The sequence below is a fragment of the Burkholderia sp. SIMBA_051 genome (assembly GCF_046534915.1).
GTDB lineage: Bacteria > Pseudomonadota > Gammaproteobacteria > Burkholderiales > Burkholderiaceae > Burkholderia > Burkholderia ambifaria.
In genome coordinates, this window is record NZ_JAWRXS010000003.1 from 509,996 (window position 1) to 525,292 (window position 15,297).

Sequence of the window (15,297 nt, forward strand, 5' to 3'; positions counted from 1 at the left end):
TCCGGCAGTGCGCTTGCCGACGCCATGAAAAAGCCCGCCTGTCGGCGGGCTTTTTTTCGTGCGTCGAAAACCTTCGCGCGTTCAGCGCTTCAGCTTCGCGAACGCGGCGGCCATCGCACCGGCCGGTTCCGGCTCGCGCGAACGCTGCGAGCGGGCCGCGCCGCGGCCGGCATTGCCGCGCTCCTGACTGCTGCGCGGCGCCATGCCGGGCGCGGCCGCTTCGTCATCGAGGCGCATCGTCAGCGCAATGCGCTGGCGCTTCACGTCGACGTCGAGCACCTTGACCTTGACGACCTGGCCGGCCTTCACGACTTCGTGCGGATCCTTGATGAACTTCGTCGACATCGCGGACACGTGGACGAGGCCGTCCTGGTGCACGCCGATATCCACAAACGCACCGAAGGCCGCGACGTTCGTCACGACCCCTTCGAGGAGCATGCCGGGCATCAGATCGGACACCTTCTCGACGCCGTCGCGGAACGTGGCGGTCTTGAATTCGGGCCGCGGGTCGCGACCCGGTTTTTCAAGCTCGGACAGAATGTCGCGCACGGTCGGCAGGCCGAAACGTTCGTCAACAAATTCCGTCGGCGACAGTCCGGACAGCGCGTCGCGGCTGCCGAGCACGTCGTCGATGCGCTTGTTGATCTTCGCGAGGATCCGTTCGACGACCGGGTAGGCCTCCGGGTGGACCGACGAGCGGTCGAGCGGATTCTCGCCGCCGTTGATGCGCAGGAAGCCGGCCGCCTGTTCGAAGGTCTTGTCGCCGAGGCGCGGCACCTTGCGCAGATGGTCGCGCGACGGGAACGGCCCGTTCGCGTCGCGATAGTCGACGATGTTGCGCGCGAGCGTCGCATTCAGGCCCGATACGCGTGCCAGCAGCGCGACCGACGCGGTATTCGCGTCGACGCCGACCGCGTTCACGCAATCCTCGACGACCGCGTCGAGCGAGCGGGCGAGTTCACGCTGGTTCACGTCGTGCTGGTACTGGCCGACGCCGATCGCCTTCGGCTCGATCTTCACGAGTTCGGCGAGCGGGTCCTGCAGGCGGCGCGCGATCGACACGGCGCCGCGCAGCGACACGTCGAGTTCCGGGAATTCCTTCGCGGCCAGCTCGGACGCCGAGTAGACCGACGCGCCGGCTTCCGACACGACGATCTTCTGCAGCCGCAGCTCGGGGTGCTTCGAGATCAGCTCGCTCGCGAGCTTGTCGGTTTCACGGGACGCGGTGCCGTTGCCGATGCTGATCAGCTCGGCCTGCGTCTGCGCGGCGATGCGCGCGAGCTTCGCGAGCGAGCCGTCCCAGTCGCGGCGCGGCTCGTGCGGGTAGATCGTGTCGGTCGCGAGCAGCTTGCCGGTGCGGTCGACCACGGCGACCTTCACGCCCGTGCGCAGGCCGGGGTCGAGACCGATCACGGCCTTCGGGCCGGCCGGCGCGGCCAGCAGCAGGTCCTTCAAGTTGCGCGCGAACACGCGAATTGCCTCGGCTTCCGCCGTTTCACGCAGCTGCGTGAGCAGTTCGTTCTCGATGTGCGGCTGCACCTTCACGCGCCAGCACCAGCGGCACACGTCGGACAGCCACTTGTCGGCGGGACGGTTCTGGTTCGCGATCCCGAAATGGCGCGCGATCATCGCTTCGCCGGGATGCGGAACCTGCGCGTCGAGTTCTTCGCCGAGGCCCAGCTTGACGGTCAGCACACCGGCGTTGCGGCCGCGGAACAGCGCGAGCGCGCGGTGCGACGGCACGGTCCGGATCGTCTCCGCGTAGTCGTAGTAGTCGCGGAACTTCTCGCCTTCCTCGTTTTCCTTGCCCTCGACCACGGCCGACGACACGACGCCCTGGCTGTGCAGGTAGTCGCGCAGCTTGCCGAGCAGCTCGGCCGTTTCGCCGAACTGTTCGGACAGGATGTCGCGCGCGCCGTCGAGCGCGGCCTTCACGTCGGCGACACCCTTGTCGGCATCGACGTACGCGGCGGCTTCGGCCTGCGGGTCGAGCAGCGGATTCGCGAGCAGCGCCTGCGCGAGCGGCTCGAGGCCGGCTTCGCGGGCGATCTGCGCGCGCGTGCGGCGCTTCGGCTTGTACGGCAGATAAAGGTCTTCGAGCACCTGCTTGCTGTCGGCCGCGTCGATCGCGGCGCGCAGTTCGTCGGTCAGCTTGCCCTGTTCGTCGATGCTCGACAGGATCGTCGCGCGGCGATCCTCGAGTTCGCGCAGATACAGGAGGCGCTCCTCGAGCTGGCGCAGCTGCGTGTCGTCCAGGTTGCCCGTCACTTCCTTGCGGTACCGGGCAATGAACGGAACGGTCGAGCCTTCGTCGAGGAGTTGCACGGCCGCCGCGACCTGGCGCGGCTGGACGGACAGTTCGGTGGCGATGCGCTGTACGATCTTGAGTGCTACGGTTTCCGTCATGTCGTGGATGATGTGCCTGCTGAAATCGCGGCGCGGGCCGGCAGACCGCGCGCGGCGGGCTGCGAGACGGGCCCGCCGGACCAGATGCCGCGGGTGGGTGAAGCGGGGCATTTTGCCATAAATGGCGGAGCGTCCAGCCGGGGGTGATAGAATTTGACACATGTCCCGCAGCTTTCCTACGACGTTGCCAACTTCCCGCATTTCTCTCGTCGCGCTCGGCGCAGCGCTTGCCGCGGCTTTGTCCGCCGGGTCCACCGTCGCGTACGCACAGGCATCGGGCGCAAGCGCGCCTGACGCCGCTGCCGCCGTGCCCGTCGCAGCCTCCGCCACGCAGGATTTTGACGCCCGTCAAAAAGTGCTCAATCAACGCTCCGCGGAAAACGATTATCGTTATGCGGTGGCGGAGCACGATTGCTACAGCAAGTTCTTCGTCAATCACTGTCTCGGCAATGCGCGCGACCGGATGCGCGAGGAGCGGGCGAGCATCCGCCAGGAGCAGCTCGCGCTCGACGACGAGCAGCGTGCGGTGCGGGCGCAGCAGCGCGACCAGCAGCAGGCGCTGAAGCAGGCGCAGAATGCGGCGGAAGCGCCGCAGCGCGCGGCGAACGACGCGGCCAACGCGGCTGCGTTCCGCGACAAGCAGGAGCAGAATGCACTGAAGCGGGCGCAGCGCGGCGCGGAAGCGCCGCAGCATGCCGCGAGCAAGCAGGCCTACGACCAGAAGCAGGCCGACTTCCAGCGCAAGCTCGACCAGGCGCACCAGCAGGCTGCGCAAAAGGCGCAGGAGCGGGCGGACAACGCCACGCGCTACGAGCAGAAGCAGAAGGAAGCCGCGCAGCACAAGGCTGATGTCGAGCGGCGTCAGCAGGAAGCGGCCCAAAAGGCCAAGCAGCAGCAACAGCAGGGGCAGTAACGTATCGGATTGATCCGGACTCAGTCTCATGCGTGCCGGCACGCCAGTCGGCGCGCTGCTTCGATGAGGAGGCGCATATGCAAAACCGTCCCACGGAACAGCAGCAGGAATTGCACAACCGTTTGGCAGCATTGCAGGAGCAGCACCAGCAGCTCGCTCGAGAGATCGAGCTGAAGGAAGGACACTCCGACATCGACGACATTACGCTGCACCGGCTGAAGAAGGAAAAGCTGGCAGCCAAGGACAAAATCATTTTGCTGCAATCGCAGCTGGAACCGGATAAGCGCGCCTGAGCGCGGCCTGGCAAGCGCCGGCGCCGCCTCGGCGCTGGACACAGGAACGCTTGCCTTGAATTCACCGCTTGAAGCCAACCCCGATGCCCGGCCTGACGCGTCGTCTGCCGGGCGCGTTCGTGCGCCCGAAGGCACGTTCGAGCTGAGCCGCAAGCGCGTCGACGAACTCGACACGATCTTCGGTGAAGGCGGACTGCTTGCGCGCGCGCTCGACGGCTATCATCCGCGTCAGTCGCAGATCGAGATGGCGCGCGCGGTCGCGTCCGCGATGGAGGCGTCCGCGCGCCGGCTGCCCGAACCGGAAATCTTCGAAACCCGCAAGCGGCCCGCGCGCCGCCTCGGCGAAGGCGACAAGGCGGCCGAATCCGCCGCTGACGGAGCGGCGGCCGACACCGACAGCGACGCCGGCGACAACACGCTGATCGTCGAGGCCGGCACCGGTACCGGCAAGACCTATGCATACCTGGTGCCCGCGATGCTGTGGGGCGGCAAGGTGATCGTGTCGACCGGCACGAAGCACCTGCAGGACCAGCTGTTCCAGCGCGACATCCCGACCGTGCGCAACGCGCTCGCGGTGCCGGTGACGGTCGCGATGCTCAAGGGCCGCTCGAACTACCTGTGCCATTACTATCTGCAGCGCACGGCCGACAACGGCCGCCTGCCGTCGCGACAGGACACCGCCTACCTGCAGGAAATCGTCCGGTTCGCGAAGATCACGAAAAGCGGCGACAAGGCCGAGCTCGCGAGCGTGCCGGAGACGGCGCCGGTGTGGTCGATGGTCACGTCGACGCGCGACAACTGCCTCGGCCAGGAGTGCCCGCATTACAAGGAGTGCTTCGTGATGCAGGCGCGGCGCGAAGCGCAGCAGGCCGACGTCGTCGTCGTCAACCATCACCTGTTCTTCGCGGACATCATGCTGCGCGACACCGGGATGGCCGAGCTGCTGCCGAACGCGAACACGGTGATCTTCGACGAAGCGCATCAGCTGCCGGAGACGGCGACGCTGTTCTTCGGCGAGACGCTATCGACCACGCAGATCCTCGAACTCGCACGCGACACGGTCGCCGAAGGCCTGAGCCATGCGCGCGATGCGGTCGAGTGGGTGAAGCTCGGCGGCGATCTCGAACGCGCGGCGCGCGACCTGCGCCTTGCGTTCGCAAATGACCAGATCGTGCGCATGTCGCTCGCGCAACTGGGCGACGATCACCCGATGTTCGGCGCGCTCGACGCGCTCGAAGCGGCGCTCGATGCGCTCGCATCGGCGCTCGCGAGCCAGGCCGAGCGGGCGGAATCCCTCGGTGCGTGCCTGCGGCGCGCGCGCGAACTGCAGGACCTGCTCGCGGGCTGGGTCGCGCCCGGCGCGGCGCAGGCGGCCGCGCAGGCCGATGCCGCGGCAGCCGGCGACAAGGCGGGTGCCGACGACCCGAACGAGAAGGTGCGCTGGGTCGAAGTGTTTGCGCATACCGTCCAGCTGCACGAGACGCCGTTGTCGGTCGCGCCGATCTTCGCGAAGCAGCGCGCCGGCGTGCCGCGCGCGTGGGTGTTCACGTCGGCGACGCTGTCGGTGCGCGGCGACTTCACGCACTACGCGGCCCAGATGGGCCTCAGCTCGCGGCGCTCGATGACGCTCGCGAGCCCGTTCGACTATCAGACGCAGGGCCTGCTGTACGTGCCGCGCAACCTGCCGCAGCCGTCGTCGCCGGCGTTTACCGATGCCGTATTCGATGCGGCGCTGCCGGCGATCGAGGCATCGGGCGGCGGCGTCTTCATGCTGTGCACGACGCTGCGTGCGGTCGACCGGATCGCGTCGAAGCTGCGCGACGTGATCGAGTCGCGCGGCTGGAACACGCCGCTGCTGGTGCAGGGCGATGCCAGCCGCACCGAGCTGCTCGACCGCTTCCGTTCGTACGGCAATGCGATCCTCGTCGGCAGCCAGAGCTTCTGGGAAGGCGTCGACGTGCGCGGCGACGCGCTGTCGCTCGTCGTGATCGACAAGCTGCCGTTCGCGCCGCCCGACGATCCGGTGCTCGCTGCGCGACTCGATGCGCTAACGAAGAAGGGCTTGAGCCCGTTCGCGGTTCACCAGCTGCCGCAGGCCGTGATCACGCTGAAGCAGGGCGCGGGCCGCCTGATTCGCGCGGAGACGGATCGCGGCGTGCTGATGATCTGCGACACGCGGCTGGTCGACAAGCCGTACGGCCGCCGGATCTGGCAGAGCCTGCCGCCGTTCAAGCGCACGCGCGAGATCGCGGTCGTGCAGGACTTCTTCGACGAACATCGCGCGCAAAAGCGCGCGTGACGCACCGCCGCCCGCTACGGGCGGCGCCAATAAAAAACCCGGCTCGATGGCCGGGTTTTTTGTGCGGTGAGCGTCGCTCAGAACTGCCACCACGACTTCTTCGTGCCGGGGCGCGAATGGCCGGTGATGTACGGGCTGTCCGGGAAGGTGCCCGCGAGCACGCGCTTCGTGTCTTCCGCGAGTTGCGGCTGGTTCAGCTTGCCGTACGACAGGATCATGATGTGCAGCGCGTCCTCGATCGCCGGCGCGCCCTTGTAGTCCTTGATCGCGAGCTGCGCGCGGTTGATTGCCGCGACATAGGCGCCGCGCCGATAGTAGTAGTCGGCCGCGTGGACTTCGTGCGACGCGAGCGCGTTGACGATGTAGCGCATCCGCGCCGCGGCGTCGGGCGCATACTTGCTCTTCGGGTAGCGGTCGACGACGACCTTGAACGCGTCGTACGATTCGCGCAGTGCCTGCGGATCGCGCTCGCTCATGTCCTGGCCGGAGAAGCGGCCGAACAGGCCGAGATCGTCGTTGAAGTGGATCATCCCCTTCAGGTAGTACGCGTACGGGATATCCGGGTGATCCGGGTGCAGCTGGATGAAGCGGTCGACGGCCTGGTCGGCGGCTGCCGCTTCGTTGTCCTTCCAGTTGCAGTACGCGACGTTGATCTGCGCCTGTTGCGCGAAATGGCCGAACGGATCGCGGCCTTGCAGCGATTCGAAATATTTCGCGCACTTGCCCCAGTCGCCGCCGGACAGTGCATCCTGGGCCTCTGAGTATAATTTGTTGTTCGACCAGGTAGCCGTCTCGTCCTGCTTCTGCGGTAAGCCGTGGCAGCCGGCGATGAGGGCCGCGGCCGCTACCGCCGCAGCTCGGGCGGCGACGGTTTTGGCCGTACGTTTGGTCGAATTCATCATGCTCGCATGTCCTAGCTTCAAGTCTCGGTGACCCAGTCTAAATGACCCGTTCAAGTTCGCAGAATGCCCCGCGGGGCAAGTCAAATCGCGAAGATTATAGCCCAAGCGATCGGCCCGCCGACGCCGCATCGGGGGATTCTCCCGATGACGGCCTGGCCGCAGGCGCGATGCAACCGCCTGTCGTGCCGTCCGCGGCGGCCGATGAGACGCCGCGCGTCGTCGAAGTGCCGCTGTCGCTCGCGGGCGAGCGCCTCGACAAGGCGCTTGCCCAGCTGTTCCCCGAATTCTCCCGCAGCCGCCTGCAGAGCTGGATCGAGGCGCAGCGCGTGCTGATCGACGGCGCGCCGGCGAAGATCCGCCAGCCCGTGCCGCTCGGCGCCAGGATCGAGCTCGTGCCCGACCTGCTGCCGGAGCAACTGGCGTTCACGCCGGAGCCGGTGCCGCTCGACGTGATCTACGAGGACGACGCGCTCCTCGTCATCAACAAGCCGGCCGGCGTCGTCGTCCATCCCGCCGCCGGCAACTGGAGCGGCACGATCCTCAACGGGCTGCTGCATCGCTACGGCGACGCCGCGGCCGGCCTGCCGCGCGCCGGGATCGTGCACCGGCTCGACAAGGAAACGTCCGGCCTGATGGTCGTCGCGCGCACGCTTGCCGCGCAGACCGACCTCGTGCGCCAGCTGCAGGCGCGCACGGTGAAGCGCCGCTATTTCGCGCTCGTGTGGGGCACGATGCCCGAAGACGGCACGATCGACGCGCCGATCGGCCGCGATCCGCGCGAGCGCACGCGCATGGCCGTCGTCACCGGGGCGTCGGGCAAGCCCGCGCGCACGCATTTCCGTACGGTTGACACATGCCTGTGGCAACGTCAGCCGGTGTCCGCGATCCAGTGCGACCTCGAAACCGGTCGCACGCACCAGATCCGCGTGCACTGCGCGCATGTCGGGCATCCGCTGCTCGGCGATCCGGTGTACGGGCGCGCGCGCGGCAAGCGCTCGGTCGCGCCGCTGCCGGACGGGTTCGCGCGGCAGGCGCTGCATGCGTGGCGGCTCGGCCTCGTGCATCCGCTCACGGGCAAGACGATGCAGTGGCGCTGCCCGTTGCCGGACGACATGAACGCGCTCATCGCGGCGCTCGGTTTCGGCCAGGCCAGCGAGGAATTCGACGATGAGGAAGGCGTCTACGACGATGACGATTTCGCCGGCGAATATCAGGATCACGAGGATCACGACGAGGATTACGACGACGAGTCGGATCCGGACGACGAGGAGGAGGAGTGAGTGCCGATGACGAACCTGGCGCCGTTGACGTGGCAGGACTGCGTGCAGCCCGACTGGCAGGTGTCGCCGCGCGTTCGCGCGCTGATCACGACGCGCGACGGCGGCGTGAGCGAAGGTCCGTACGGGCGCTGGCGGGACGGCGCCGCGTTGCCGGGCGGGATGAATCTCGGCTTGCATACCGGTGACGATCCGGCCCATGTCGCCGCGAATCGCGCGCGCTTGCTCGCGCTGGCCGGCCAGGCGCGCGCGGCGTGGCTCGAGCAGGTTCACGGCGCGCGGATCGTGCGCGCGGACGAGGTGATCGACGCCGCGCCGGATGCCGCGGCGCCCGTGCAGGCCGACGCGAGCGTGACGGACCGCGCGGGCGCGGTCTGCGTCGTGATGGTCGCGGATTGCCTGCCGGTGCTGCTGTGCGACGCGCAGGGCCGGGCGGTCGGTGCCGCGCACGCGGGCTGGCGCGGGCTCGCGGCCGGCATCATCGAACAGACCGCGGCTCGCGTCGCGGCGCTCGCCGGCGGCGCGGCGGATGAAGTCCATGCGTACCTCGGGCCGGCGATCGGCCCGCAGGCGTTCGAAGTCGGCGCCGACGTGCGCGACGCGTTTCTCGACACGGCTGCGCAGTCGGAGCATGATGAGACGCGGCAAGCGTTCGTCGCGATCGACGGCGCGCCCGGCAAGTTCCTCGCCGACCTCCATGCGCTCGCGCGCCTGCGCCTCGCGCGTGCGGGTGTTGCGCACGTGAGCGGCGGGTCCGCCTGCACGGTCACCGAACGCACGCGCTTCTATTCATATCGGCGCGACCGCGTGACCGGCCGCATGGCGGCGGCGATCTGGCTGGCCGATTGACGACGGATCGCGCGCTTGCGCGCGCGGTTTATTGCGCTGCAAAATCGGTTTATCTCGATATTGACGCGGCAATGCGGCGTTGCATGGACAACCGAATGAATAATCCCGAAGTCAAGTCAACCAAAATATTTGAGGGTTCGCCGGAAGCCTTGTCCCGCCTGTTGCGCGTGGATTATCTCCGGGCAGAAACGTTCAGTGGTTTGACCCAGGCCTTCACATGGGGAAAACGATAATGATAAAAATACCGCACTGCGGCAGAATCTGGAGACGCCTCTCCAGAGCATGACGGCCCGGCTCGCAGCCGGCACGCCGCGCGCGAGCAGGATTTCACGATTGACGCTCACGAATCACCGGTAAGGCAGGTAATGACAGCATCGAAAAATTCGTCGACGTCCGCTCAGGCGGGCACTTCCGCAGGTAGCGCCGGATTCGGCCAGGCGGTCCAGCCGATGCAGCAGATGTTCGAAGCATGGCTGAATGCCTGGCGTGGTTTCGCCGATCCGGCACGGGCCGCCACGGCCGCGACCACCGCGAACCCGTTCGCCGCATTCCAGTTCCCGACATCGCTTCCGTTCCAGATGCCGTCGATGCCCGATCTGAGCAGCTTCGGCGGCATGGCGTCTCCGTTCGCGGGGCTGAAGCTGCCGGCAGCCGCGATCTCGCCCGAACGGCTCCAGAAGTTGCAGGCCGACTATGCGCGCGACTGCGTGACGCTGATGCAGCAGGCGGCCGCCGCGAAGCTCGAGTCGCCCGAACTGAAGGACCGCCGCTTCAGCTCGGATGCGTGGAAGGCCTCGCCCGCGCATGCGTTCGCGGCGGCGTGGTATCTGCTCAACGCGCGCTACCTGCAGGAACTGGCCGACGCGCTCGAGACCGATCCGAAGACGCGCGAACGCATTCGTTTCTCCGTCCAGCAATGGACGGCCGCCGCCGCGCCGAGCAACTTCCTCGCGCTCAATCCCGATGCCCAGAAGTCGATCCTCGAGACGCAGGGCGAAAGCCTGCGGCAGGGGATGATGAACCTGCTCGGCGACATGCAGCGCGGCAAGATTTCGCAGACCGACGAATCGCAATTCGTCGTCGGCAAGAACCTCGGGTGCACCGAAGGCGCGGTCGTGTACGAGAACGACCTGATCCAGCTGATCCAGTACTCGCCGAAGACGGACAAGGTGTTCGAGCGGCCGCTGCTGATCGTGCCGCCGTGCATCAACAAGTTCTACATCCTCGACCTGCAGCCCGAGAATTCGCTCGTCGCGCATGCGCTGTCGAGCGGCCATCAGGTGTTCCTCGTGTCGTGGCGCAATGCCGATGCATCGGTCGCGCACAAGACGTGGGACGACTACATGAACGAAGGGCTGCTCGCCGCGATCGACGCGGTGCAGCAGGTCAGCGGCCGCGAGCAGATCAACACGCTCGGCTTCTGCGTCGGCGGCACGATGCTCGCGACCGCGCTGGCGGTGCTCGCCGCGCGCGGCGAACATCCGGCCGCGTCGATGACGCTGCTGACCGCGATGCTCGACTTCACCGACACCGGCATCCTCGACGTGTTCGTCGACGAGGCGCACGTGCAGATGCGCGAGCAGACCATCGGCGGCAAGAACGGCACGGCGCCGGGGCTGATGCGCGGCGTCGAGTTCGCGAACACGTTCTCGTTCCTGCGGCCGAACGACCTCGTGTGGAACTACGTCGTCGACAACTACCTGAAGGGCCGCACGCCCGCGCCGTTCGACCTGCTGTACTGGAACAGCGACTCGACGAGCCTGCCCGGTCCGATGTACGCGTGGTACCTGCGCAATACCTATCTCGAGAACAAGCTCCGCGTGCCGGGCGCGCTGACCGTGTGCGGCGAATCCGTCGACCTGTCGCGCATCGACGTGCCGACCTTCATCTACGGGTCGCGCGAGGATCACATCGTGCCGTGGGAAACCGCCTACGCGTCGACGTCGATCCTGACGGGGCCGCTGAAGTTCGTGCTGGGCGCGTCGGGTCACATCGCGGGCGTGATCAATCCGCCGGCGAAGAAGAAGCGCAGCTTCTGGGTCAACGAAGGCGACCTGCCCGAATCCGCGGACGACTGGCTGGCCGGCGCGACCGAGCAGCCGGGCAGCTGGTGGACGACCTGGGTCGAGTGGCTCGATCAGTACGGCGGCCGCAAGGTGGCGCCGCCTGCCCAGCCCGGTTCCGCGCAGTTCCCGGTGATCGAGCCGGCGCCGGGCCGTTACGTGTTGCAGCGCGATTGACGAAAGCCGGACGGCAGCGCACGCTGTCCGGTGCACCGCAGTTTTTTTTAACAGGGCCGGTAACGATGCGCCGTGTCGTGCGGGCCTGGAGGAAAGGGAAATGACGGACGTAGTGATCGTATCGGCCGCGCGGACCGCGGTCGGCAAATTCGGCGGCTCGCTCGCGAAGATCGCGGCACCGGAACTGGGCGCGACGGTGATTCGCGCGGTGCTGGAGCGCTCGGGCGTGAAGCCCGAGCAGGTGAGCGAAGTGATCATGGGGCAGGTGCTGGCGGCAGGCTCGGGACAGAACCCGGCGCGTCAGTCGCTGATCAAGGCCGGCCTGCCGAGCGCGGTGCCGGGCATGACGATCAACAAGGTGTGCGGCTCTGGCCTGAAGGCCGTGATGCTGGCGGCGAACGCGATCGCGGCGGGCGACGCGGAGATCGTGATCGCGGGCGGCCAGGAAAACATGAGCGCGGCGCCGCACGTGCTGCCGGGCTCGCGCGACGGGTTCCGGATGGGCGACGCGAAGCTGGTCGACACGATGATCGTCGACGGCCTGTGGGACGTGTACAACCAGTACCACATGGGCATCACGGCGGAGAATGTCGCGAAGGAATACGGGATCACGCGCGACGAGCAGGACGCGTTCGCGGCGCTGTCGCAGAACAAGGCGGAAGCCGCGCAGAAGGCCGGCCGCTTCAACGACGAGATCGTGCCGGTGTCGATTCCGCAGCGCAAGGGCGAGCCGCTGCAGTTCGCGACCGACGAGTTCGTGCGTCACGGCGTGACGGCGGAATCGCTGGCGGGCCTGAAGCCGGCGTTCGCGAAGGAAGGCACGGTGACGGCGGCGAACGCGTCGGGGCTGAACGACGGCGCGGCAGCGGTGCTGGTGATGTCGGCGCAAAAGGCGGCGGCGCTGGGCCTGACGCCGCTGGCGCGGATCAAGGCGTACGCGAATGCGGGCGTGGATCCGAGCGTGATGGGCATGGGCCCGGTGCCGGCATCGCGCCGCGCGCTGGAGCGTGCGGGCTGGACGCCGGGCGACCTGGACCTGATGGAAATCAACGAGGCATTCGCGGCGCAGGCGCTGGCGGTGCACAAGCAGATGGGCTGGGACACGTCGAAGGTGAACGTGAACGGCGGGGCGATCGCGATCGGTCACCCGATCGGCGCGTCGGGCTGCCGGATCCTGGTGACGCTGCTGCACGAGATGGTCAAGCGCGATGCGAAGCGCGGGCTGGCGTCGCTGTGCATCGGCGGCGGGATGGGTGTCGCACTCGCGGTCGAACGTCCGTAAGGTCGTCCGTCAACGCCAAACCAATCCGTGCGCCGGCCGATTGCGGCTTCGGCCGGCACCACGTGAAGTCAGAGGGGCCTCCGGCGGGTCTCGAAACCAAAAAATGGAGTGAGATTTATGTCTCAGCGAATTGCGTACGTAACGGGCGGGATGGGCGGCATCGGCACCAGCATCTGCCAGCGTCTGTTGAAAGACGGCTTCAAGGTGGTCGCGGGTTGCGGCCCGAACTCGCCGCGCCGTGTGAAATGGCTCGAGGACCAGAAGGCGCTCGGCTACGATTTCATCGCGTCGGAAGGCAACGTCGGCGACTGGGACTCGACCAAGGCAGCGTTCGACAAGGTCAAGGCCGAAGTCGGCGAGATCGACGTGCTGGTCAACAACGCGGGCATCACGCGGGACGTCGTGTTCCGCAAGATGACGCACGAAGACTGGACGGCCGTGATCGACACCAACCTGACGAGCCTGTTCAACGTGACGAAGCAGGTGATCGACGGCATGGTCGAGCGTGGCTGGGGCCGGATCATCAACATTTCGTCGGTGAATGGCCAGAAGGGGCAATTCGGGCAGACGAACTACTCGACCGCGAAGGCCGGCATCCACGGTTTCACGATGTCGCTCGCGCAGGAAGTCGCAACGAAGGGCGTGACGGTCAACACCGTTTCGCCCGGCTACATCGGCACCGACATGGTGAAGGCGATCCGTCCGGATGTGCTCGAGAAGATCGTCGCGACGATCCCGGTGCGTCGTCTTGGCGCGCCGGAGGAAATCGGTTCGATCGTCGCGTGGCTCGCGTCGAACGAATCGGGTTTCTCGACGGGCGCCGACTTCTCGCTGAACGGCGGCCTGCACATGGGCTGAACGTCGGGCTGCCCGGGCCCGGTTGGCCGCGCAGCCTGGCGTTTCCGAAAGCCCCCGCCTCCCGGATCCGGGCGGCGGGGATTTGTCACTTGCGCTACGCTGCACTCAAAGGCGTTACATGACTACTACAAAGAAAACGGCCGAGCGGCTCATCAAGAAGTACCCGAACCGCCGGCTCTACGATACCGAGACGAGCACGTACATCACGCTGACCGACGTCAAGCAACTCGTGCTGGAACAAGAGGACTTCAAGGTCGTCGATGCGAAATCCAACGAAGACCTGACGCGCAGCATCCTGCTGCAGATCATCCTCGAGGAGGAGAGTGGCGGCGTGCCGATGTTCTCGTCGTCGATGCTGTCGCAGATCATCCGTTTCTACGGTCATGCGATGCAGGGCATGATGGGCACGTACCTGGAAAAGAACATCCAGGCGTTCATCGACATCCAGAACAAGCTGACGGATCAGTCGAAGAACCTGTACGAAGGCAACGCGATGAATCCGGAAGTCTGGTCGCAGTTCATGAACATGCAGGCGCCGATGATGCAAGGGATGATGACGAGCTACATCGAGCAGTCGAAGAACATGTTCGTGCAGATGCAGGAGCAGATGCAGAACCAGGCGAAGTCGATGTTCAACACGTTCCCGTTCAAGCAACCGGGCGCGACGGAGCCGGAGAAGAAGTAAGCGGCGATCCGGTGTGGACGCGCAAAGTGTCGCGCCGGCATCGCGCGGGACGGCCCGTACGGGACGGTAACGGGGCGCGTCGCGGAATGATTGTCCGCCCGGTGGCATTGCCCGCGAGTGCATGGGCGTTGTCGTACCGTAGCACATCAGTGCAGATTAAAACGCACAAGGCCGACCGGCAAAGCCCGGTCGGCCGAATATCAGATAAAGCGCTGATTGTAAAAGATGCCGATGGCCGGATTTTCGGCCGGCTTATCGAATCGCGAAGCGGCTTGCTGTCGATCCGTTCGCGCAGTTATTTCCGTAAATAAAGAGATTTCTATTTTCGGAAAATGCCGAGTAGATGATCGGAAAAACTTCCTTGGCACTGAACGAGTAAATGCCGTCGTTGATGGATACGAGGAGGTTGCCGCTCGTATCGGTTTCGATCTTGTCGATCTTACCTGCCTTGCAAAGCGATTCCGCGGAGGCGTACGAGGATGCGGCAAGCATCATCGCGAAAACGAGGGTGGTCGCGAGTTTTCTCATGGTCTTTCCTTGGTGAATGAGTGGATTGCTGGGGTTGTGATACAGGTAATGCACGGTTCAGTATTGGCTGGTCGAACAGGCGCCGATGTCTGATCGACGTGAAATATATCGGAGATTAATTGGGTGTTGAATGGGAGTGGCGGATTTGGCAATGGTTTTTGTGGATTGTTGAGTGTTTTAAAATATTCTGGTGAATTGTGTGTTGTGCGGTCCGGCAAAGGCTGGGGTTAATGATGGTTGGAGTAAAATAAATCTACCGATCATTGTTGTTTTATGATTTTCGGTTGTGGCGCGGTTTGTGTTTTATTTATTTTTATTTGCTCGGCCGATTTTTTTTGAATAATTGCCTTAGGTATTGAGGCTGGCAGCCGCCACCGACGAAGTGCGCAAGGCCATCGACGAGCGTGCCGCCGGGCGCATACGTTTCATAGGCGTGTTTCGGTGTGGTACTCGTGCAGCATCGTGCACGTGTCTGCAGCCGGAGCGAGGATTGGGGCGCCGGTGCGGTTTGTCAGTACCGCGCGGTGAGTGCGGTCGATGGTGGGAAGCTTCGCCCGGTGGCGTTCTGCGAGGCGCTGGCGGAGGCACGCGATAACGGCGGCGCGCAGGCTGCGTGCGTTCGGGTACGGTCGATAGCGATAGTCACGCGGCTGCGCCGACAACCGGCCGGCCGCAACTCGATGCGGCGCGGTGGCTGGTCGGCGATGGCGACGAGGCGATCTGGTTCAACCGGTGCCTGACGGCCGCGACGTATCCGAAGTGAGC

13 protein-coding genes are annotated in these 15,297 nt (G+C 65.9%); 10 read left to right on the top strand and 3 right to left on the bottom strand.

Annotation, left to right across the window (positions count from 1 at the left end; all coding sequences use genetic code 11):
- Positions 1 to 81: 81 nt before the first annotated feature.
- Entirely contained in the window at positions 82 to 2,406 is a 2,325-nt protein-coding gene (locus tag SB771_RS09845) for a Tex family protein (RefSeq protein ID WP_175660659.1), read from the bottom strand.
- 160 nt (positions 2,407 to 2,566) lie between these two features.
- Here SB771_RS09845 and SB771_RS09850 point away from each other — a divergent pair, with 160 nt between their 5' ends.
- From SB771_RS09850 to SB771_RS09860, 3 genes are all read left to right on the top strand, one after another.
- On the top strand, positions 2,567 to 3,319 hold the full coding sequence (locus SB771_RS09850; RefSeq protein ID WP_011657013.1) for a hypothetical protein: 753 nt from the start codon (positions 2,567 to 2,569) through the stop codon (positions 3,317 to 3,319).
- A gap of 77 nt (positions 3,320 to 3,396) precedes the next feature.
- Complete coding sequence (locus tag SB771_RS09855) at positions 3,397 to 3,612, top strand: YdcH family protein (protein ID WP_006755091.1); 216 nt, start codon at positions 3,397 to 3,399, stop codon at positions 3,610 to 3,612.
- A gap of 55 nt (positions 3,613 to 3,667) precedes the next feature.
- Positions 3,668 to 5,911: an ATP-dependent DNA helicase gene (locus tag SB771_RS09860; RefSeq protein WP_175660660.1), complete on the top strand. Its 2,244-nt coding sequence runs from the start codon at positions 3,668 to 3,670 to the stop codon at positions 5,909 to 5,911.
- 77 nt (positions 5,912 to 5,988) lie between these two features.
- Here SB771_RS09860 and SB771_RS09865 read toward each other — a convergent pair whose 3' ends face one another.
- The gene (locus SB771_RS09865) at positions 5,989 to 6,813 is read right to left on the bottom strand and encodes an outer membrane protein assembly factor BamD (protein WP_006755093.1); all 825 of its coding nucleotides are present in this window, start codon (positions 6,811 to 6,813) and stop codon (positions 5,989 to 5,991) included.
- A 41-nt stretch (positions 6,814 to 6,854) separates the two neighbouring features.
- On the opposite strand from SB771_RS09865, the gene SB771_RS09870 reads away from it, so the two are divergent.
- The 7 genes from SB771_RS09870 to phaR all read left to right on the top strand — a co-directional run bounded on the left by SB771_RS09870 (position 6,855) and on the right by phaR (position 14,004).
- Complete coding sequence (locus tag SB771_RS09870; RefSeq protein ID WP_175660661.1) at positions 6,855 to 8,093, top strand: RluA family pseudouridine synthase; 1,239 nt, start codon at positions 6,855 to 6,857, stop codon at positions 8,091 to 8,093.
- Between the two features lie 6 nt (positions 8,094 to 8,099).
- Positions 8,100 to 8,939, top strand: coding sequence for a peptidoglycan editing factor PgeF (pgeF, locus tag SB771_RS09875; RefSeq protein ID WP_175660662.1), 840 nt, complete (start codon positions 8,100 to 8,102; stop codon positions 8,937 to 8,939).
- Positions 8,936 to 9,172, top strand: a complete 237-nt coding sequence (locus SB771_RS09880) for a hypothetical protein (protein ID WP_208446712.1) — start codon at positions 8,936 to 8,938, stop codon at positions 9,170 to 9,172. The genes pgeF and SB771_RS09880 overlap by 4 nt, the downstream gene beginning before the upstream one ends.
- Before the next feature lie 132 nt (positions 9,173 to 9,304).
- A complete protein-coding gene (gene phaC, locus SB771_RS09885) occupies positions 9,305 to 11,179 on the top strand; it encodes a class I poly(R)-hydroxyalkanoic acid synthase (RefSeq protein WP_105834135.1) in 1,875 nt (624 codons plus the stop codon).
- 100 nt (positions 11,180 to 11,279) lie between these two features.
- Positions 11,280 to 12,461 carry an acetyl-CoA C-acetyltransferase gene (locus tag SB771_RS09890; RefSeq protein WP_165751501.1) on the top strand — a complete coding sequence of 394 codons (1,182 nt, stop codon included), beginning with the start codon at positions 11,280 to 11,282 and terminating at the stop codon, positions 12,459 to 12,461.
- A gap of 117 nt (positions 12,462 to 12,578) precedes the next feature.
- Complete coding sequence (locus tag SB771_RS09895; protein WP_011657007.1) at positions 12,579 to 13,319, top strand: 3-ketoacyl-ACP reductase; 741 nt, start codon at positions 12,579 to 12,581, stop codon at positions 13,317 to 13,319.
- A gap of 118 nt (positions 13,320 to 13,437) precedes the next feature.
- Entirely contained in the window at positions 13,438 to 14,004 is a 567-nt protein-coding gene (phaR, locus tag SB771_RS09900) for a polyhydroxyalkanoate synthesis repressor PhaR (protein ID WP_011657006.1), read from the top strand.
- Between the two features lie 252 nt (positions 14,005 to 14,256).
- Here phaR and SB771_RS09905 read toward each other — a convergent pair whose 3' ends face one another.
- A complete protein-coding gene (locus SB771_RS09905) occupies positions 14,257 to 14,532 on the bottom strand; it encodes a hypothetical protein (protein ID WP_175660884.1) in 276 nt (91 codons plus the stop codon).
- Positions 14,533 to 15,297: the final 765 nt, after the last annotated feature.